General features: G+C 70.3%; 13 protein-coding genes. 5 read left to right on the forward strand and 8 right to left on the reverse strand.

Annotated features, from left to right (window positions below; genetic code table 11):
- Positions 1–66: 66 nt before the first annotated feature.
- The 3 genes from EGT29_RS06915 to EGT29_RS06925 form a co-directional block, all read right to left on the reverse strand.
- Entirely contained in the window at positions 67–909 is an 843-nt protein-coding gene (locus EGT29_RS06915; RefSeq protein ID WP_202865624.1) for a peptidoglycan DD-metalloendopeptidase family protein, read from the reverse strand.
- A gap of 76 nt (positions 910–985) precedes the next feature.
- Positions 986–1,696, reverse strand: coding sequence for a glutathione S-transferase (locus EGT29_RS06920; RefSeq protein ID WP_124688325.1), 711 nt, complete (start codon positions 1,694–1,696; stop codon positions 986–988).
- Between the two features lie 16 nt (positions 1,697–1,712).
- Positions 1,713–2,717 carry an NAD(P)-dependent alcohol dehydrogenase gene (locus EGT29_RS06925; protein ID WP_124688326.1) on the reverse strand — a complete coding sequence of 335 codons (1,005 nt, stop codon included), beginning with the start codon at positions 2,715–2,717 and terminating at the stop codon, positions 1,713–1,715.
- Between the two features lie 129 nt (positions 2,718–2,846).
- Here EGT29_RS06925 and nhaA point away from each other — a divergent pair, with 129 nt between their 5' ends.
- Positions 2,847–4,220, forward strand: a complete 1,374-nt coding sequence (nhaA, locus tag EGT29_RS06930; protein WP_124688327.1) for a Na+/H+ antiporter NhaA — start codon at positions 2,847–2,849, stop codon at positions 4,218–4,220.
- 13 nt (positions 4,221–4,233) lie between these two features.
- Here the strand turns inward: nhaA and EGT29_RS06935 are convergent, their stop codons facing one another.
- The 4 genes from EGT29_RS06935 to EGT29_RS06950 are packed head-to-tail and all read right to left on the reverse strand — an operon-like array spanning position 4,234 to position 12,599.
- Entirely contained in the window at positions 4,234–6,198 is a 1,965-nt protein-coding gene (locus EGT29_RS06935; RefSeq protein ID WP_124688328.1) for an acetyl/propionyl/methylcrotonyl-CoA carboxylase subunit alpha, read from the reverse strand.
- A gap of 22 nt (positions 6,199–6,220) precedes the next feature.
- Positions 6,221–7,822, reverse strand: coding sequence for a carboxyl transferase domain-containing protein (locus EGT29_RS06940; protein ID WP_124688329.1), 1,602 nt, complete (start codon positions 7,820–7,822; stop codon positions 6,221–6,223).
- A 23-nt stretch (positions 7,823–7,845) separates the two neighbouring features.
- A complete protein-coding gene (locus tag EGT29_RS06945) occupies positions 7,846–9,021 on the reverse strand; it encodes an isovaleryl-CoA dehydrogenase (protein ID WP_305037041.1) in 1,176 nt (391 codons plus the stop codon).
- Positions 9,022–9,062: 41 nt separating this feature from the next.
- Complete coding sequence (locus EGT29_RS06950) at positions 9,063–12,599, reverse strand: indolepyruvate ferredoxin oxidoreductase family protein (protein ID WP_124688330.1); 3,537 nt, start codon at positions 12,597–12,599, stop codon at positions 9,063–9,065.
- Between the two features lie 450 nt (positions 12,600–13,049).
- Here EGT29_RS06950 and EGT29_RS06955 point away from each other — a divergent pair, with 450 nt between their 5' ends.
- Genes EGT29_RS06955 through EGT29_RS06970 form a run of 4 tightly spaced genes read left to right on the forward strand, consistent with a single transcriptional unit; the run spans position 13,050 to position 15,876 of the window.
- Positions 13,050–14,063: an ABC transporter substrate-binding protein gene (locus tag EGT29_RS06955; RefSeq protein ID WP_124688331.1), complete on the forward strand. Its 1,014-nt coding sequence runs from the start codon at positions 13,050–13,052 to the stop codon at positions 14,061–14,063.
- Positions 14,064–14,078: 15 nt separating this feature from the next.
- The gene (locus EGT29_RS06960; RefSeq protein ID WP_192901800.1) at positions 14,079–14,846 is read left to right on the forward strand and encodes an ABC transporter permease; all 768 of its coding nucleotides are present in this window, start codon (positions 14,079–14,081) and stop codon (positions 14,844–14,846) included.
- Positions 14,834–15,574 (forward strand): ABC transporter ATP-binding protein, encoded by a 741-nt coding sequence (locus EGT29_RS06965; protein ID WP_124688332.1) that lies wholly within the window; start codon positions 14,834–14,836, stop codon positions 15,572–15,574. Before EGT29_RS06960 ends, EGT29_RS06965 begins: the two co-directional genes overlap by 13 nt.
- Before the next feature lie 2 nt (positions 15,575–15,576).
- The gene (locus EGT29_RS06970; RefSeq protein ID WP_124688333.1) at positions 15,577–15,876 is read left to right on the forward strand and encodes a hypothetical protein; all 300 of its coding nucleotides are present in this window, start codon (positions 15,577–15,579) and stop codon (positions 15,874–15,876) included.
- A gap of 4 nt (positions 15,877–15,880) precedes the next feature.
- On the opposite strand, the gene putA is transcribed toward EGT29_RS06970, so the two are convergent.
- Positions 15,881–19,618: a trifunctional transcriptional regulator/proline dehydrogenase/L-glutamate gamma-semialdehyde dehydrogenase gene (gene putA / locus EGT29_RS06975; RefSeq protein ID WP_124688334.1), complete on the reverse strand. Its 3,738-nt coding sequence runs from the start codon at positions 19,616–19,618 to the stop codon at positions 15,881–15,883.
- Between the last annotated feature and the right edge of the window lie 21 nt (positions 19,619–19,639).

Genomic DNA, 19,639 nt, shown 5'->3' on the forward strand with positions numbered 1-19,639 from the left:
GGTATTCATCCCATACGCCCGCCCGGCGTGCAAGCGGAAGATGTGTAATGAAGTGTTGCGCCTTCCTCAGGGCTTGAAGGCGCCGATGAAGATGGCCGGATCCACCCGCGCGTCGTTCAGGCTGACGTTCCAGTGCAGGTGGGGGCCGGTGGCGCGGCCGGTCGATCCGACCCGTCCCACTTCCTCGCTCCGCGCCACGTCCTGGCCCACGCGCACCCCGACCTCGGACAAGTGGCAGAACATGCTGATGAAGCCCTGGCCATGGTCGACGAACACGGTCTTGCCGTTGAAGAAATAGTCGCCCACCAGGACCACGCGTCCCGCGGCGGGCGCCTTGACCGGCGTGCCGGCGGGCACGGCGAAGTCCAGGCCGGAATGGGGATTGCGGGCTTCGCCGTTGAAGAAGCGCTGCAGTCCGAAGGGGCTGGACAGCCGGCCGCCGGCAACGGGGCGGTCCAGCATGACGTTGCTGGGGCCTTGCGGGCGGAAGGCGCGGTAGGCGGCCAGTTGCTCGGCGGTTTCCTTCTCGATGCGCGCGAGGTCGGCCGGGTCCGGGTTGACCTGGCGCTTGTTCTTGAGCTTGATGTGCTGGGCGACGTAGGTTTTGGTTCCCACCTGGAAATCCAGCGTGCGCGTTCCTCCTTCCTCCTGCACCGCCAACCGCTGCGTGCCCGGCTTGGTGCCGAGCGGAATGCCGACGACGGCGATCCATTGTCCGCCGTCGTCGCGCAGCACCATCGTCCTGCGGTCCAGATAGGTCGCCACCGGCGCGGCGGGACCGTCGCCCAGCGCGACGACCGCCACGCCGCCCGGCACGGGCTTGTTCAGCAGGCGGGTAATGAAGCTTTCGGCGTGGACAGGGGCGGCGGCGCACAGGGCAACCACCCACAGCAGGCGGCGGGCAAGCATGGCGGGCATGGGAGGTACGAGGAAAGGCATTGCCCCAAGCGTACAGGCTCCCACCGTTTCCCCGCAAACGGGCCCGCTAGTCGGCGTCCAGTTCCCGGTAGTGGCGGAAGATGCCGTCGCCCCAGGGCAGGCGCCGTCCGCTTGTCAGATAGGCCTGGAGTTCCGGCAGGCCGCCGACGCGCGCGTGCAGCGCCATCACGCCGGGATGGGCGCGCGCCAAGGCCGCCATTCGCCGGGGGAACGCGTAAAGCAGGCCGTCGACCAGGTGGTAGAGCGACAGGTCGGCATAGGTCCAGCGGTCGCCGCCGCCGACCCAGTCGCCGCGGCGGGCCAGCACGCGTTCGAAGTAGCCCAGGAACTTCGGCATGCGCTGGCCGCGGAAGTCGCCGGCGCGCCGCAGCGCTTCCGCCTTCTGTTCGTCGTAGTAGAGGCCGGAGGCGATGGGGTGATGGACGTCGTGGGCCTCGGCCACCATGTCGGCGATGGTCAGCTGGATCTGGTTGATCCACAGCCGGCCCGCCAGGTCGCCCGGCGCGAGGCCATGGCGTTCGCCCAGGAACAGGAGGATGTTGGCCGTTTGCGAGATCGTCATGTCGCCGGCCACCAGATAGGGAGGCGCGAAGGGCGGGCTGTCGCGGTCGGCGGCCATGTCGGCCACCAGGTCCGAGGCCTGCACGCCGGGTTCGCGCGCGCATTCCCGGTAGGGGATGCCGCCGGCTTCCAGCGCCAGCCGGACGAACTCGCCGCGTCCGGGTATGCCGTTCCAGTACCAGAACTCGTAGGTCATGCGGACTCCTTCGTGTCTAGAACTCCAGGCAGATCTTGCCGAAATGGGCGTGCGCCGCCTCGTGGCGGAAGGCGTCGGCGATCCGCTCCAGGGGGAAGCGCCGATCGATCACCGGGTGCAGCTCAATGGCTTCCAGGGCGCGCACCATTTCCTGCTGCTGCCGGCGGCTGCCCACGATCAGGCCTTGCAGGCGCGCCTGCTTGGCCATCAGCGCCGCCGTGGGGATTTCGCCGCTGCCGCCGGTCAGCACGCCGATCAGCGAGATGTGCCCCGCCACGCGCACGGCCTTGATGGACTGGGCCAGCGTGCCCGGGCCGCCGACCTCGATGACGTGATCCACGCCGCCGCCGGTCAGCTTGCGCACCGTGTCGCCCCACTGTGGATCGTTGCGATAGTTGATGACGTGGTCGGCGCCCAGGGCGCGGGCGCGCGCCAGCTTCTCGTCCGACGACGAGGTGATGATGACGGACGCGCCCATGGCCTTGGCCAGTTGCAGCGCGAAAATCGAGACGCCGCCCGTGCCCAGCGCCAGCACCGTGTCGCCCGCCTTGAGCCGGTCGTCGCCCACCAGCGCGCGCCAGGCCGTCAGCCCGGCCGTGGTCAGCGTGGCCGATTCGGCATGGTCGAGGTGGCGCGGCGCGCGCGTGAACCAGGTCGCCGGGCGGACGATGGCCTCGCGCGCGTAGCCGTCCACGCCGTCGCCGGGAACCGTGGAGAAATTGCCGATCCGGGCCTCGCCGTCCAGCCAGTGGGGAAAGAAGGTCGAGACCACGTGGTCGCCTTCGGCGAAACCCTCGACGCCCCGGCCCACCTGCTCGACCACGCCGGCGCCGTCCGCCATGGGGATGCGGCCGAAGTGGCGCTCGTCCGTACGCAGGGCGACGAGGTAGTCGTGGTAGTTCAGCGAACTGGCGTGCAGGCGCACGCGGATCTCGCCGGCGGCGGGGGAGCCGGGATCGGGCAGGTCGATCAGCTGGATATGGTCGAGCCCGCCGGGGGCTCCGAGCGCAACGGCTTTCATGACGGGTTCTCCTGGACGGGGTGCGGCGCGGGTTCGTATAAAATAACGCCGGGTGCTGCCGCTGTACATGCGGCAGCAGGTTCTGGGCATCGGTCGGGCCGCCGGTGCAGGATTGCCTTGGATGATTCCATGAACCGAAACGCCCCTAGCCGGCCCGTTCCGCGCGCCCAGGATCTTGCCGCCCGAGCCCTGCTCACGCTGGAAAGATTCCTTCACATCGAAGCCGTCAGCGGCATCGTGCTGCTGGCCGCCGCCGCCATCGCCCTGGTCTGGGCCAATTCCCCCTACGCTTCCGGCTACCACGCCCTGTGGCATGCGCCGCTGACCTTCGGCGTGGGCAGCCACGTCGTCTCGCAGTCCCTGCATTTCTGGATCAACGACGCACTGATGACGGTGTTCTTTCTCGTGGTCGGGATGGAGATACGGCGCGAGATCCACGAAGGCGCGCTGGCCAGCCTGGCCCAGGCGGCGCTGCCGCTGGCGGCCGCGCTGGGCGGCGTGGCGGTGCCGGCGCTGATCTATCTCGCGTTCAACGGCCAGGCACCGCAAAGCCAGGGCTGGGCCGTGCCGACCGCCACCGACATCGCGTTCGCGGTCGGCGTGCTGGCGCTGCTGGGCCGGTCCATTCCGGGCAGCGTGCGCATCTTCCTGCTGGCCCTGGCGATCATCGACGACATCGTCGCCGTGCTGATCATCGCGATGTTCTATTCCGGCGGACTGGACTACTCCGGCTTGCTGGTGGCCGCCGTAGGCATCGTGATGGTGCTGGCCCTGCAGCGGATGGGGGTGGGGACCGCCTACGCCTACGTGCTGCCAGGCGCGGTGCTGTGGATCGGCCTGTTGCAGACGGGCGCGCATCCCACGCTGGCGGGCGTCGTGCTGGGCCTGATGACCCCGGTGCTGCCCGCGCCGCGCCACGAGCATCCGCGGGACATCGTGCGCCGTGCCGCGGATTTCCTGGTGCGCGCGGGGTCGTCCGACACGGACGGCACGGCGGAGCAGGCGCGGCGGCTGCGATGGGCGCAGCGCGAACTGCTGGCGCCCGTGACGCGCGTGCAGATGGCCCTGCATCCGTGGGTGGCCTATGTCGTCATGCCGCTGTTCGCCCTGGCCAATGCCGGCGTCACGCTGGACGGCGTCGACCTGTCGGCGTCCTCGTCGCAGGCCGTCATGCTGGGCGTGGTGGCGGCGTTGGTGATAGGCAAGCCGCTGGGCGTGATCGCGGCCAGCTGGATCGCCGTCCGGCTGGGATGGTGCCGGCTGCCGCCCGGCGCCACGTGGAGCGGGGTCGCGCTGGTGGGATTGCTGGCGGGCATAGGCTTCACCATGTCCATCTTCATCGCCAACCTGGCGTTCGGCGACGAGAACCTGCTGGGAGCGGCGAAGCTGGGCGTGCTGACGGCATCGGCGGTGGCGGCCACGGCGGGGCTGGCGTGGGGCGCGATGCTGGCGGCCAGGCAGCGGCGCAAGGCGGAGCCGGCGCGGGAGGCGGGCGCCTCTTGAGGCCGGCGGGGCGTCAGGTTTCGAAATCCACCAGTTCGTCGCCGTCGTTCACCGTATCGCCGACCGCGAAGCGGAAGGCCTTCACCCGCCCGTCGGCGGGGGCGCCGATGGTGTGTTCCATCTTCATCGCCTCCAGCACCAGCAGCGGCGCGCCGGCGGCCACCCGCGCGCCGGGCGCGACCAGATGGGCGGCGATCCGGCCCGGCATGGGCGCGGCCAGGCCGGTACCGGCGTCCGTGCCTTGTTCCCAGGCCAGCAGCGGATCGACCAGCACGAGCGTCCAGGTTCCGTCTTCGCCATACACGATGCGGCGGGCGCCGTCCCGATAGACGTCCGCGCGCAGGGTGCGATCGGGCAGCACCGCTTCCAGCCGGGGAGCTTCGCCCCACAGGTCCACGAATACGGCCGAGCCGTCCAGCACGACAGTCATGCCCCGGGGCGCAGGCGTGACCGCGACCTCGCGGCGATGGTCGCCGCACGCGAACAGGAACACCGTGGCGGCGTCCGCGTTCAGGCGCCAGCCGTCCGCGCGCCATGGCGAACCGGCCGGCCCCGTTGCGGCGACATGCCGCATCTCCGCCAGCGCGGCCAGCAGCCATGCCTCGCGCGGCGGCGCGGTGTCAGGCGCGAACAGGTTGTCGTGCTCGCGTTCGATCAGGCCGGTGTCGAGGTCCGCCCGGTCGAACGAGGGGGAGGCGACCAGCCGCGACAGGAAGGCGAGGTTGGTGGGCAGGCCCACGACGCGGCAGGCGGACAGGGCCTGCCGCATGCGGGCCAGGGCTTCGCTCCGGTCGGAGCCGTGGACGACGAGCTTGGCGATCATGGGATCGTAGTGGGGCGTGATGGTGTCGCCCTCGTCGACGCCCGCGTCCAGGCGCAGCCAGGGAGCGGCGGCAGGCGGCACGAAGCGTTGCAGCCGGCCTGCCGCGGGCAGGAAGCCCTGCGCGGGATCCTCGGCGTACAGGCGGGCCTCCAGCGCATGGCCGGACGGGGCCGGCGGCCGGCGGTCCAGCGGCAGCGGTTCGCCGCTCGCCACGCGCAACTGCCATTCGACCAGATCGAGTCCCGTGATCATTTCGGTGACCGGATGCTCGACCTGCAGCCGCGTGTTCATCTCCATGAAATAGAAGCCGCCGTCCGGATCGACGATGAACTCCACCGTGCCGGCGCCCACGTAGCCCACGGCGCGCGCGGCATCGATGGCGGCCCGGCCCATGGCCTCGCGCCGCCCGGCGCTCATGCCCGGCGCCGGCGCTTCTTCCAGTACCTTCTGGTGGCGGCGCTGGACCGAGCAGTCGCGCTCGAACAGATGGACCATGTTGCCGTGGCTGTCGCCGAAGACCTGCATCTCGATGTGGCGCGGGCGCAGGACGTAGCGTTCGACCAGCATGCGATCGTCGCCGAAGGCTCCCGCGGCTTCGCGCTTGCAGGCGGCCAGCGCCGCATCGAAGTCCTCGGCGCGGTCCACGCGGCGCATGCCCTTGCCGCCGCCGCCCGCGCTGGCCTTGATCAGCACCGGATAGCCGATGCGGGCCGCTTCGCGGGCCAGCAGCGCGGGATCCTGGTCGTCGCCGTGATAGCCCGGAGTAAGCGGCACGCCCGCGCTTTCCATCAGGGCCTTGGCGGCGGACTTGGAACCCATCGCGCGGATCGCGCCGGCCGGCGGTCCGATGAAGACCAGGCCCGCGCGTTCGCAGGCCTCGGCGAAGGCCGCGTTCTCGGACAGGAAGCCGTAGCCCGGATGGACCGCCTGCGCGCTGCTGGCCAGGGCGGCCTCGACCAGTGCATCCGCGCGCAGGTAGGAGTCCCGCGCCGGGGCGGGGCCGATGCGCCGGGCCGCGTCGGCCTGCCGGACATGCCGCGCGCCGGCGTCGGCGTCCGAATACACCGCCACGGTCGCCACGCCCATCCGCCGGGCCGTGGCCATGATGCGGCAGGCGATTTCTCCGCGATTGGCGATCAGGATCTTGTCGAACACGATGGGCTTTCCTTCAGGGGCGCTACATCCGGAACAGGCCGAAGCGGGTCGGCTCCACGGGGGCGTTCAGCGCCGTCGCCAGCGACAGGCCCAGCACGCGCCGCGTCTGCGCGGGATCGATGATGCCGTCGTCCCACAGCCTGGCCGTGGCGTAATAAGGGTGGCCCTGGGTCTCGTACTGTTGGCGGATGGGCGCCTTGAAGGCTTCCTCCACTTCCTCGCTCCAGGGTTCGCCGCGCGACTGCAGGGTGTCGCGCCGCACCGTGGCCAGGACCGCGGCGGCCTGTTCGCCGCCCATGACGCCGATGCGGGCGTTGGGCCACATCCACAGGAAGCGGGGGCCGTAGGCGCGCCCGCACATGCCGTAGTTGCCCGCGCCGAAGCTGCCGCCGATGATGACGGTCAGCTTGGGCACCCGGGCGGTGGCGACCGCGGTCACCATCTTGGCGCCGTCCTTGGCGATGCCGCCGTTCTCGTACTTGCGTCCCACCATGAAGCCGCTGATGTTCTGCAGGAAGATCAGCGGGATCGAACGCTGGGCGCACAGCTCGATGAAGTGCGCGCCTTTCTGCGCCGATTCCGAGAACAGGATGCCGTTGTTCGCGACGATGCCCACGGGCATGCCGTACAGCCGCGCGAAGCCGGTGAACAGGGTGGGGCCGTAGCGCGCCTTGAACTCGTCGTAGCGCGATCCGTCCACCAGTCGGGCGACGATCTCGCGCACGTCGTAGGGCTTGCGCACGTCCCACGGCACGATGCCGTACAGTTCCTCGGGGTCGTGCGCGGGTTCGTCGCCGTCGGCCGGCGCGGGCGCGGCGGGGCGGTTCAGGTTGCCGACGATGCGGCGCGCCAGGTGCAGCGCATGGGCGTCGTTCTCGGCCAGGTGGTCGGCCACGCCGGAGACGCGGGTGTGCACGTCGCCGCCGCCCAGGTCCTCGGCGCTGACGATTTCCCCGGTCGCGGCCTGCACCAGCGGCGGGCCGCCCAGGAAGATGGTGCCCTGGCCCCGCACGATCACGGTTTCGTCGCTCATGGCGGGCACGTAGGCGCCGCCGGCGGTGCAGGATCCCATCACCACGGAAATCTGCGCGATGCCCTGGGCCGACATGTTGGCCTGGTTGTAGAAGATGCGGCCGAAGTGCTCGCGGTCGGGAAAGACCTCGTCCTGCAGCGGCAGGTAGGCGCCGCCGGAATCCACCAGATAGAGGCAGGGCAGATGGTTCGCCTGGGCGATCTCCTGGGCCCGCAGGTGCTTCTTCACGGTCATGGGGTAATAGGTGCCGCCCTTGACCGTGGCGTCGTTGGCCACGACCATGCAGGCCACGCCGTGGATGCGGCCGACGCCCGCGATCAGTCCGGCGCAGGGGGCCTCGTCGCCGTACAGGCCCAGCGCCGCCAACTGGCCGATTTCCAGGAAGGCCGAGCCGGGATCCAGCAGCAGGCGGATGCGCTCGCGCGGCAGCAGCTTGCCGCGCGCCGCATGGCGGGCGCGGGCGGCGTCCCCGCCGCCTTGCGCGGCCTGCGCGGCCCGCGCGCGCAGGTCCGCCACGAGGCGGCGCATGGCATCGGCATTGGCCTGGAATTCCGGGGAACGGGTGTCCAGCCGGCTGGTGTGGGCATGCATGGCCTGGCTCCTGGGCGAAGGGGTCAGCGGGTTTCGGAGAAGAGTTCCCTGCCTATCAGCATGCGCCGGATCTCGCTGGTGCCCGCGCCGATCTCGTACAGCTTGGCGTCGCGCCACAGGCGACCCGTCGGATAGTCGTTGACGTAGCCGTTGCCCCCCAGCGCCTGGATGGCTTCCCCGGCCATCCAGGTGGCCTTCTCGGCGGCGTACAGGATGGCGCCCGCGGCATCCTTGCGCAGCGAGCGGTCGTGGCCGGGTTTGTCGCAGCTGCGTGCCACCGCGTAGACGTACGCCCGGCAGGCCTGCCAGGTGGTGTACATGTCGGCCAGTTTCCCCTGCATCAGCTGGAACTCGCCCACGCTCTGTCCGAACTGCTTGCGTTCGTGCACGTAGGGCATCACGACGTCCATGCAGGCCGCCATGATGCCCAGAGGCCCGCCGGCGAGCACCGCGCGCTCGTAGTCCAGGCCGCTCATCAGCACGCCCACGCCGTTGCCGAGGCCGCCCAGCACGTTGTCTTCCGGGACCTCGCAATCGTCGAAGAACAAGGGATAGGTGTTGGAGCCGCGCATGCCGAGCTTGTCGAGCTTTTCACCGAAGGCCAGTCCGGGGAAGCCTTTCTCGACGATGAAGGCGGTGATGCCGCGCGGCCCGGCGTCGGGATCGGTCTTGGCGTACACGATCAGGGTGTCGGCGTCGCCGCCGTTGGTGATCCACATCTTCGAGCCGTTCAGCACGAAGCGCCCGTCCTTGCGCGTGGCCCGCAGCCGCATGGACACCACGTCCGAGCCGGATGTGGTCTCGCTCATCGCCAGCGCACCCACGTGATCCCCGGCAACCAGCGGCGGCAGGTGGCGTGCCTTCTGCCCGGGCGTGCCGTGCCGGTGCAACTGGTTGATGCACAGGTTGGAATGGGCTCCGTAGGACAGGCCCACCGCCGCCGACGCTCGCGACAGCTCTTCCATGGTCACCACGTGCGCGAGATAGCCCAGCGCGATGCCGCCGTAGTCGTCGCCCACCGTCATGCCGTGCAGCCCGAGATCGCCCATTTTCTTCCACAGGTCGCGGGGGAAGGTGTTGTTCTTGTCGATGGCCGCGGCGCGCGGCTCGATCTCGTTGGCGGCGAAGCTGCGGACGACCTCGCGCAGCATCTCGATGGTGTCGTTCACGCCGAAATCCAGGGAAGGCAGCGGGATCATGGAGGTTCTCCGATTCTTGTCTTGCTGCGGAAAGAAAGACGTCAGGCCACGGCGTGAGGGGCCTGGCGGTCCTGCGGCGAGGCCGAGCCAGGGGACTCGGCGTACTGCGCCAGCAGGCGCTCCTGCTTGATGCGGGCGAGGCGTGCGTTTTCCTCCTTGACGTGTCCGAAGCCGCGCACTTCCTGGGGCAGCCTGGCCAGTTCCAGCGCCAGGGGCAGGCGTTCGGGGGTAAGCGTGGCGACGATCCGGCGCATCAACGCCTCGTAGCCGCCGATCGCCGCGCGTTCGGCGCGCCGCTCGGCCAGGTAGCCGAACGGATCGAACGGTGTGCCGCGCAGCCCGCGGGCCCGTGCCAGCCATTTGTAGGCGGTCAGCATCCATGGGCCGTAGGCCTGCTTCACCAGGTGGCCGTGAGCGTCGCGGCGCGCGAACAGCGGCGGCGCCAGGTGGAAGCGCAGGCGGTAGTCGCCTTCGAACTGGCGCGCGACGCGCTCGGCGAAGCCGGTCTCGACGAACAGCCGGGCAACCTCGTATTCGTCCTTGTAGGCCATGAGCTTGTAGAGGCTGGCCGCGACCGTGCGCGCCAGCCGGTTGCCGGCGACCCGTTCCTCTTCCAGGGCGGCGATCTCGCGCACGAAGGTCTCGTAGCGGGCCGCATAGGCGGCGTTCTGGTAGCGGGCGAGCCGCTGCGTGCGGTCGGCCAGCAGCGCATCCAGCGAGTACGGGCGCGGCGGCATCATCACCACGGTGCCGGGCCGCTTGAGCCCGGCGGCGACGCTGGCCGCCGGCAGGTCCAGCGCGGCCAGCCGGCCCCAGGCGAACGCGGCCTTGTTCATTTCCACGGCCGCGGCGTTCAGTTCGATCGCCCGCATCAGCGAGTCCTCGCGCAAGGGGATCCAGCCTTTCTGCCACGCGTAGCCCAGCATGAAGACATTGGTGGCGATCGCGTCGCCCAGGAGGCCGGTGGCGATCTCGGTGGCGTCCACCGCCTCGGTCTGCCAGGCCGCCTCGCGCACGCGTTGCAGCATGGCCTCGGGCGAGGCATGCCAGTCGGGGTCCTGGGTGAAGGCGCCGGTGGGCGACACGTCCAGGTTCAGCGCCGCGCGGGTGCGCGTCGTCGCCATCATGTCGATGGCATCCTGGCCGCAGGCCACCATCAGGTCGCAGCCCAGCACGACGTCGGCCTGGCTGGAAGGAACCCGGGTGGCGTGCAGGGCGGCGGGGGTGGCGGCCAGCCGCACGTGCGACATCACCGCGCCGCCTTTCTGCGCCAGTCCGGCCATGTCCAGCACGATGACGCCCTTGCCTTCGAGGTGGGCGGCGATGCCCATCAGCGCGCCTATCGTGACCACGCCCGTGCCGCCCACGCCGGTCACGACGATGTTCCAGGCCTGCTCCAGGCCGGGCAGGACCGGCGCCGGCAGATCCTGTGGCGGCGTCACCTGCCGCGCCGCCGGCTTGCGCAGCGCGCCGCCTTCGACCGTGACGAAGCTGGGGCAGAACCCCTTCACGCACGAGAAATCCTTGTTGCACGAGCTCTGGTCGATGGTGCGCTTGCGGCCCAGCGGGGTCTCCAGCGGCAGGATGGACACGCAGTTCGACTGCACGCCGCAATCGCCGCATCCCTCGCAGACTTCCTCGTTGATGAGCACGCGGCGGGCCGGGTCGGCCAGCTTGCCGCGTTTGCGGCGGCGGCGTTTCTCGGCGGCGCAGGTCTGCACGTAGACGATGACCGACACGCCGGGTAGCTCGCGCAGTTCGCGCTGGATGTCGTCCATGCGGTCGCGGTGGCTGATGGCTATGCCCGCAGGCAGCCCGGGAAGCTCGCGCAGCGCATCGGGCTCGTCGCTCACGAGGTGGATGTGGGGCACGCCCTCGGCCACCATCTGCTGCAGGATCTGCGGCACCGTGGGCGCGCCCTCGACCGGCTGCCCACCGGTCATGGCGACCGCGTCGTTGACGAGGATCTTGTAGGTGATGTTCACGCCCGCCGCCAGGGCGGCGCGGATGGCCAGGGATCCGGAGTGCGTATAGGTGCCGTCGCCGAGGTTGGCGAAGATGTGGGGCGTGTCGGTGAAGAAGGCCTGGCCTATCCAGGTCGCGCCTTCGCCGCCCATCTGCGTGAAGGTCTCGGTATGGCGGTTCATCCACTGTGCCATGTAGTGGCAGCCTATGCCGGCCACCGCGCGCGAGCCCTCGGGCACCTTGGTGGACGTGTTGTGGGGGCAGCCCGAACAGAAGTAGGGCAGGCGTTGCGGGGCGCCGGGCGCCGCGCGGGTGTAGCCCTCGGGCGGCTTGCGCGCGGCAAGGTAGGGCAAGGCGCGCGCGTCCAGGGCGTCGCTACCGATCACCTTGGCGATGCGCGAGGCGATCACGCCGGCGATGGCGGCCGGCGTCAGCTCGCCATTGGGCGACAAGAGGATGCCGTCGTGCGGCACGTGCACCCATTCGCCGGTCTCGTCGTACTTGCCGACCACGCGCGGCCGCGCGGAAATGGATGCGTTGTAGAGATGTTCCTTGATCTGGTATTCGATGATCTGGCGTTTTTCCTCGACCACCAGGATCTCGTCCAGGCCTTCGGCGAATTCGCAGATGCACTCGGGTTCCAGCGGCCAGGACACGCCTATTTTCAGCAGCCGCAGCCCCATGGCGCGGGCGGCCGTCTCGTCGACGCCCATCATGGCCAGGGCCTCGCGCACGTCCAGGTAGCTCTTGCCGGTGGTGACGATGCCCAGCCTGGCACGCGGCACGTGCCAGTCCTGCCGGTTCAGGCCGTTCTGCCGCACGTATTCCAGCAGCGCGTACAGGCGTTCGCGCTGCAGGCGGTTTTCCTGCTCCAGCGGCGGGTCCGGCCAGCGGATATGGAAGCCGCCTTCCGGAATGGGATAGGTATCGGGCACGCGGATGTTCACCGCCATGGGATCGATGTCCATGGAGGTGGACGACTCCACCGTGTCGCTGACGACTTTCAGGCCCACCCAGCATCCGGAATAGCGCGACATCGCATAGCCGTGCAGGCCGAACTCGATCAGCTCGCGCACGCCGGCCGGGTTCAGGACCGGGATCATGGCCGCGATGAACGCGTGTTCGCTCTGGTGGGGCAGGGTGGACGACTTGCAGGCGTGGTCGTCGCCGGCCACCAGCACCACGCCGCCATGGCGTGAACAACCGGCGATGTTGCCGTGCTTGAAGACGTCGCCGCAGCGGTCCACGCCGGGGCCCTTGCCGTACCACAGCGCATACACGCCGTCGGTGGTGGCGCGGGCGTCCAGGCTGACCATCTGCGTACCCCAGACCGCGGTGGCCGCCAGTTCCTCGTTCAGTCCCGGCACGAACTTGATGCGGTGGGCCTCCAGGTGCCGGGCGGCCTTCCACATCTCCAGGTCCACCGATCCGAGTGGCGATCCCCGGTAGCCCGAGACGAAGCCCGCAGTGTTCAGTCCGGCAGCTTCATCGCGCTGCTTCTGCGCCAGCATCAGGCGCACCAGCGCCTGCGTGCCGGTCATGTAGACGCGGCCGCGCGGCCGTGTGTATTTGTCGTCCAGGGTCAGGACGGTCTCGACGGGTTGTGCGCTCATGATGCACTCGCAGTCCAGGGTTGGGCGCGCAAGGGGGTAGCGCGGAGCCGGCCGGCCGCGCGGGGCGGCGGATGGCGTCCGCATGGCGCCTTGAAGGCCCGGTCGGATGGACGGGCCGGGAAACAGCGAAGGGGGTAAGCGGTGGACGGGGGGAGGAACCAGCGAGGCGGCGCGACCCGAAACATGGTCGCGCGGCCCGGGTGGGCGGGCCTGCAGGAGCATGCGCTGTGCGAGCCTTCGCGTTCATACCTTCGGTCGGCGCGGCCTGGTGCAGCGGGCCGGCTTTCCTCCTCCTGTGCGGTGCGGGACCGCATGTAGAAGGTGCGTGATGAGCACAACATACCACGCCGGCAGGGGCTTAAGCTTATTTCTTTTAGTTGTTAAGTGATGCAAAAACATTTAAATACAATATATAGAACCTGCTCGATATCACTCGAGGTTCTGAACACCATGAAACGTTTCTTCGCATCCGCCGCGCTTGCGCTCGGCCTCGCCTCGGCCTCTCTCCAGACGGCAGCCGCCGCGCCGCTGGAGATCGGCTATCTGCCCATCCTGCCCGACGCGCAGTTGTTCATCGCGCGCGAGCAGGGGGCGCTGCCGGCCGAGGGCGGTCCGCCCAAGCTGGTCCAGTTCCAGAGCGGGCCCGCGCTGGTGCAGGCCCTGCTGGCGGGGCAGCTCGACATCGCCTACGTCGGCATCGGCCCGGCCCTGGTGGCGCGCGGCAAGGGCGCCGACATCAAGGTCGTCGCCTCCAACATCGTCGAGCAGGTCAGCTTCGTCGCCATGGGCGACCTCGCGCCCTATTTCGCCTCGGGCGATCCGGCCACGGCCTTCTCCCGCTTCGCCAAGGACAAGGGCCGCCAGCCCGTCATCGCCAGCTATCCCCGGGGCGCGGTGCCCGAAGCCGCCTTGCAATACTGGCTGCGCAATCGCATCAAGGTCGATCCCGCGTCCTTCAAGCTGATCTACCAGGGCGAGGCGCAGATGCAGCAGACCCTGCTGACCGGCGCGGTGGACGGCGCCGTGATCCTCGAACCCACCGTGACCACGGTCCTGACGCGTGCGCCCAAGGCCCGCGTCGTCGCGCGCGGTTCCGACCTGTTCCCGCGCCAGCCCGGCGCGGTGCTGCTGGTGCGCGAGAAGCTGATCAACGAGAAGCCCGAACTGGTGAAGTCGCTGGTGGCCGCCCATGTCGCGGCGACCCGGCTGTTGGATACCGATCCGGCCAAGGCCGCGCCGCTGGTGCAGAAATACGTGGGCGGCGGCCGCCTGCCGGTGGACCTGGTCGAGAAGTCGATCCGCAATTCCAAGGGCCAGTTCGAGGCCGACCCCAACACCATCGTGCCGGCCACGCTGGTGTTGCAGAAGTTCCAGTCCGAGACCGGCACGCTGGAAGGTCCGGCCGTGGACGTGACGAAGTTGTTCGACACGCGTTTCTATGACGCCGTCGCCGGCAAGCGATAGACCCGCGCGTCGTCCATGATGGTCAAGAATCCCGGATGGCCGGTGCGCGCGGCCTATGGCGTGGCGGGCATCGTCGTCTTCGTGCTGCTGTGGAAGGCGGCGGGCGTGTTCCGCTGGGTCAATCCCGGCACGCTGCCCGATCCGTTCGCGCTGCCCGACGCGCTGGCGCAGGAGTGGACCTCGGGCCGTTTGCTGCCCGCCGTCGGCTCCAGCCTCATTCATTACTTCTGGGGCCTGGCGCTGGGTACCGCGTTCGGCATCGCCGTCGGCCTGGCCGCCGCCACGATACGGCGCTTCGATCTGTTCCAGGCCTACCTGGCCCGCGTGCTGCGGCCCATTCCGCCGCTGGCCTGGGTGGTGTTCGCCATCGCCTGGTTCAAGGTCAGCCATGCCGGGGCGGCCTTCGTGATCGCCATCGGCGTGTTCTGGGTGAACTATTTCGCCACCTATAGCGCGGTCCGCAACATCGATCCCCGCTTCTATGAGCTGGCGCGCAGCTTCGGGCAGGGCAGCTACTGGCGGCGCGCCGTCAGCATCACGCTGCCGGCCATCGCGCCCGGCACGCTGGCGGGCGTGCGCACCGGCATCGGCCAGGCGTGGATGACGCTGATCGCGGCCGAACTGCTGGGCGTGCCCGGCATGGGGCAGGAGATGAATGCCGCAGCCGGCGTGGGCGCCTACGAGGCGGTCGTCGTCTACATGCTGGCCATATCGCTGGTCTACGCCATCTGCGACCTGGGTTACGCGTGGCTGGAGAAAAAGGTGCTGTCGTGGCGGCCGTAATCGAATTCGATCGTTTTTCATACACCCATCCGGGCGCGCCGGGCCCGGTCATCCAGGACCTGTCCCTGGACATCGCGAAGGGCGAGTTCCTGGCCGTGGTCGGCGGTTCGGGCGTGGGCAAGTCCACGCTGCTGCGCACCGCCGCCGGCCTGATCGCGCCGTCCGCGGGGCAGATGCATTTCCGCCTGCCGCAGCGCGCGGGCCGCCGCCGGCGGGCCGTGGTGTTCCAGGACGGCCGGCTGCTGCCCTGGCGCACCGTGGCCGGCAACGTGGCCTACGGCCTGGAGACCCTGGACATCGATGCCGGCGAGAAGCGCGGCCGGGTGGACGAGGCGCTGAGGATGACGGGGCTGGCCGAGTTCGCCGACCGTTGGCCGCACCAGTTGTCCGGCGGCCAGGCGCAGCGCGTCGGCATTGCGCGCGCGCTGGCGGTCAAGCCTGACATCCTGTTGATGGACGAGCCCTTCAGCGCGGTGGACGCATTGACGCGCCGCCATTTGCAGGCCGAGCTGATGCGGATCTGGCAGGCCACGCACGCGGCGATCATGTTCGTCACCCACGACATCGACGAGGCGGTGTTCCTGGCCGACCGTGTCGTGGTGCTGGGCGGTCGGCCCGCGAACGTGGCCGAGAACCTGGTGATCGATTTGCCGAGGCCGCGCGATCGCGGCCATGCCGACTTCGGCCGCTATGTGACGCACCTGTCGACGCAACTGGGGGTGGACTGATCATGGCCGTCATCAAACTCGTCATCCACGCGCCCACGCCGGCCGCGCTGGAGCGGGGCCGGCGCAACGTCGCCAACCTGCTCAAGGCCGACGGCCAGGCCCAGGTGGAACTGGTGGCCAACGCCGGCGCCGTCGCGGCCGCCCTGGGGCAGCCGGACGCCACCGATGTCCATCTGCGCCTTTGCGCGAACACGCTGGCGGCCAACGGGCTGACGACGCCGGACGGCATCGCCGTGGTCGAGGCCGCGGTGCTGCACATCGCGCGCCGACAGGCCGAGGGCTGGGCCTACATGCGCGCCTGACCGCTCAGCCCATCGTCATCAGGCTGGCGTTGCCGCCGGCCGCGGCGGTGTTGATGCTGACCGACCGTTCGACCAGCAGGCGTTCGAGCGGGATGGCGGCCTCGCCCGGCGCGAGATCGACCACCGGCACGAGCGGACCCTCGCGGCGGGCAAGCTGCCGCAGGATGGATTTCAGCCGGTTGCCCATGGCATGGACGAGGACCGCGTCGAACGGCGAGGCGGCGGGATCGGCCACGGCTACGTGGGCGGCGAGGTCCGTCGGCAGCGACGCGTGCAGCGCGGCTGCCTGATGGCTGGCCTGCCACAGGGCGTCATTGCCCGTGGCCAGCGCCGCGGCCAGTTGGACCAGCAGGTCGGCGGTTTCGTCCGCGATGCACAGCACCCTGCCGCGCGGGCGCAGCGCGTAGACATCCAGTTGTCCGGTGGGGCCGGGCAGGGTGGCCGCGGCGGTCTCGGGCAGTCGCGCGGCGTAGGCCGCGCAGCGGTCGGCCAGTTCCGCCATGCCCTGCTCCCGGGCCCAGTCCCACAGGATGGCCAGCGGCCGAGCGGGGCGGAGGGGTTGCAGCCACGCGGGGGCTGGCGGATGCGAGGCCAGTGCGCGTATCGCGATGTCCGGCGGCGGCGCCGCCGACAGCAGGCGCGGCAGATAGAGCGGCCCGCCCGCCTTGGGGCCGGTGCCCGACAGGCCTTCGCCGCCGAAGGGCTGTACGCCGACGACGGCGCCTATCATGTTGCGGTTCACGTAGATGTTGCCCACGCGCGCTCTGTCCAGCACCAGCGCGACGGTGTCGTCGATGCGGGTATGCAGGCCCAGCGTCAGCCCGTAGCCCAGCGCGTTCACCTGATCCAGCAGGCGGTCGAGATGCTGCCCCGCATAGCGCACCACGTGCAGGACCGGTCCGAACACCTCCCGGTGCAACTGGTCCGGCCGTTCGAGTTCGATCAGCGTGGGGGCGACGAAGCAGCCGTGCCGGCACTCGTCCGGATCCAGGCGGCCCGCGCGGAATACGGGATGGCCGGCGTCGCGCATGGCGGCGACGTGCCGCTCGATGTCGTCCCGCGCGGCTTCGTCTATGACCGGCCCGGCATCGGTCTCCAGGCAGTCGGGCCGGCCGGTGCGGTATTCGTCCATGGCGCCGCGCAGCATGGCCAGCATCCGGTCGGCGATGTCTTCCTGCAGGCATAGCAGGCGCAGGGCCGAGCATCGCTGGCCGGCGCTGTCGAACGCCGATTCCATCACGTCGGCGACCACCTGTTCGGGCAGGGCCGACGAATCGACGATCATGGCGTTCAGCCCGCCGGTTTCGGCGATCAGCGGGATGCTCCGGCCGTCGGCGCCCAGCCGCTCGGCCAGGACGCGGCGCATGTCCCGCGCCACCGCCACCGAGCCGGTGAACAGCACGCCCTGCACGCGCGCGTCGGCGACCAGGCCGGCGCCCACGGACTCGCCGCGTCCCGGCAGCATTTGCAGCGCACCCGGCGGTACCCCTGCGGCGCGCAGGATGCGCACGGCCTCGGCGGCGATCAGCGGCGTCTGCTCCGCCGGCTTGGCCACGACCGTATTGCCGGCCGCCAGCGCGGCGGCCACCTGGCCGGTGAAGATGGACAGCGGGAAATTCCAGGGGCTGATGCAGGCCACGATGCCCAGCGGCCGGTGCAGCGCGGCGTCGAATCCCTCGGTGGCGCGCGCGGCGTAGTAGCGCAGGAAATCGACGGTCTCGCGGACTTCGCCGAAGGCGTTGGGCAAGGTCTTGCCTGCCTCGCGCACCATCAGCGCCGCGAGCGCCTCGCGTTCGTCTTCCATGCCGTCGGCGGCGCGGCGCAGGACGGCCGCGCGTTCGGCCGGCGCCGTGTCGCGCCAGAGGCGGGTGGCATGGGCGGCGCGGGCGAGCGCGAACTCGAGGTCGGCCAGCGAGGCTTCCTGTACCTGGCCGACCAGGTCCCCGCGATGGGCCGGATTGCGGATGTCCAGGCGCGCCCCGGACGCCACCTCGTCATCCAGCAGGGGGCGGGCGAGCCAGGTCCGCGCGGCGGCGCCCGCCAGCCGGTGCGACAGCCGCAGCAGGCAGGATTCGTCGGACCAGTCCAGCCCGCGCGAATTGGCGCGCTCGGCGCCATACAGGTCGGGCGGCAGGGGGATGCGCGGGTCGGGCGCGCCGACCGGGCCGCCCCCCGTGCCGATGTCGTGCGCGGCCGCGACCGGGTCCACGATCACCGCTTCCAGGGGCAGGCCGCGGTCGGCCACGCGATGGACGAACGAGGTGTTCGCGCCGTTCTCGAGCAGGCGCCGCACCAGATAGGCCAGCAGCGTATCGTGCGGGCCGACCGGCGCGTAGATGCGGCAGGGGCGGTCCAGGCCGCCCGTGCCCACGACCTGGTCGTACAGCGGCTCGCCCATGCCATGCAGGCACTGGAACTCGTATTGCCCGGGTCGGAAGTCCGCGGGGCCGGCCAGGTGGTAGACGGCCGCCAGGGTGTGGGCATTGTGGGTCGCGAACTGCGGAAAGACCGCGTCGGGCGCGGCCAGCAGCTTGCGCGCGCAGGCGAGATAGGCGATGTCGGTGTGGGGCTTGCGCGTATAGACCGGGTAGTCCGGCAGGCCCTGGATCTGGGCGAGCTTGATCTCGCTGTCCCAGTACGCGCCCTTGACCAGGCGGACCATGAGCCGGTGGCCGCTGCGACGGGCCAGGGCGGCCAGGTGGTCGATCAGCCGCAGGCTGCGCTTCTGGTAGGCCTGCACCACGAACCCCAGGCCGTCCCACCCCGCCAGGTCCGGCTCCGCGCACAGGCGTTCGAGCAGGTTCAGCGACAGGTCCAGGCGCGCGGCCTCTTCCGCGTCGATGTTGATGCCCATGCCGTAGCCGCGCGCCGCGCGCGCGAGCGACAGCAGGCGCGGATAGAGTTCGCCTAGCACCCGTGCCCGCTGGCTTCGCACGTAGCGCGGATGCAGGGCGGACAGCTTGATCGAGATGCCGGGAACCTCGTAGGGCGTGCCGCCCCGGCACGAGGCGCCGATGCGCTGGATCGCCTGGTCGTAGGCCGCGGTATAGCGCAGGGCGTCGGCCTCGGTCATGGCCGCCTCGCCCAGCATGTCGTAGGAATGGGTGTAGCCGCGCGCCACCTGCGCGCGCGAGCGGTCCAGCGCCTGTTCCATCGTGCGGCCCGCGACGAACTGATCGCCCAGCAGGCGCATGGCGGCATCGACGGCCCGGCGCACCAGCGGCTCGCCGCCTTTCTCGATCAGGCCGGCCAGCGCCGCCTGCGGGCCCGATCCCTGGTGCGCGGCATACAGCCGGCCGGTCAGCAGGAGGCCCCAGACGGCGGCGTTGACGAACAGCGACGAGCTGTGTCCCAGGTGGGCCGACCATCGGCCCTTGCCGATCTTGTCGCGGATCAGCGCGCCCCGGGTGACCGTGTCCGGTATGCGCAGGACCGATTCCGCCAGGCACATCAGCGCGATGCCTTCCTCGGACGAGAGGGAAAACTCCTGCAGCAGCATCTGCGCCAGGCCTTCGGTCGCCGGGAGCCCCGCCTGGTCGCGCAGCGTGGAGGCCAGCCGCCACGCCAGCTCCATGACCGGCCCGTTGTCGGTCGGCGGTTCGATCGCGTCCAGCAGGCGCCCGACCATCTCGTGTTCCGCCCGCCGGGTGTCCGCCGTGATGGCCGAGCGTTCGCCGGTCTGCGGCGCGAGGCCTGGCGCGAAGGACTCGAAGGGGATGGGGCGGGGAGTGGTCGACGGCATGGATGCCCTCCTGGCGCCGGG

The sequence above is a fragment of the Pigmentiphaga sp. H8 genome, assembly GCF_003854895.1.
Taxonomy (GTDB): Bacteria; Pseudomonadota; Gammaproteobacteria; order Burkholderiales; family Burkholderiaceae_B; genus Pigmentiphaga.

Excerpts from the sequence above, each read along its gene's own strand:
- EGT29_RS06915 (WP_202865624.1), bottom strand. The coding sequence starts at position 909 with ATGCTTGCCCGCCGCCTGCTGTGGGTGGTTGCCCTGTGCGCCGCCGCC.
- EGT29_RS06920 (WP_124688325.1), bottom strand. The coding sequence starts at position 1,696 with ATGACCTACGAGTTCTGGTACTGGAACGGCATACCCGGACGCGGCGAG.
- EGT29_RS06925 (WP_124688326.1), bottom strand. The coding sequence starts at position 2,717 with ATGAAAGCCGTTGCGCTCGGAGCCCCCGGCGGGCTCGACCATATCCAG.
- nhaA (WP_124688327.1), top strand. The coding sequence starts at position 2,847 with ATGAACCGAAACGCCCCTAGCCGGCCCGTTCCGCGCGCCCAGGATCTT.
- EGT29_RS06940 (WP_124688329.1), bottom strand. The coding sequence starts at position 7,822 with ATGCATGCCCACACCAGCCGGCTGGACACCCGTTCCCCGGAATTCCAG.
- EGT29_RS06945 (WP_305037041.1), bottom strand. The coding sequence starts at position 9,021 with ATGATCCCGCTGCCTTCCCTGGATTTCGGCGTGAACGACACCATCGAG.
- EGT29_RS06950 (WP_124688330.1), bottom strand. The coding sequence starts at position 12,599 with ATGAGCGCACAACCCGTCGAGACCGTCCTGACCCTGGACGACAAATAC.
- EGT29_RS06955 (WP_124688331.1), top strand. The coding sequence starts at position 13,050 with ATGAAACGTTTCTTCGCATCCGCCGCGCTTGCGCTCGGCCTCGCCTCG.
- EGT29_RS06960 (WP_192901800.1), top strand. The coding sequence starts at position 14,079 with ATGATGGTCAAGAATCCCGGATGGCCGGTGCGCGCGGCCTATGGCGTG.
- EGT29_RS06970 (WP_124688333.1), top strand. The coding sequence starts at position 15,577 with ATGGCCGTCATCAAACTCGTCATCCACGCGCCCACGCCGGCCGCGCTG.
- putA (WP_124688334.1), bottom strand. The coding sequence starts at position 19,618 with ATGCCGTCGACCACTCCCCGCCCCATCCCCTTCGAGTCCTTCGCGCCA.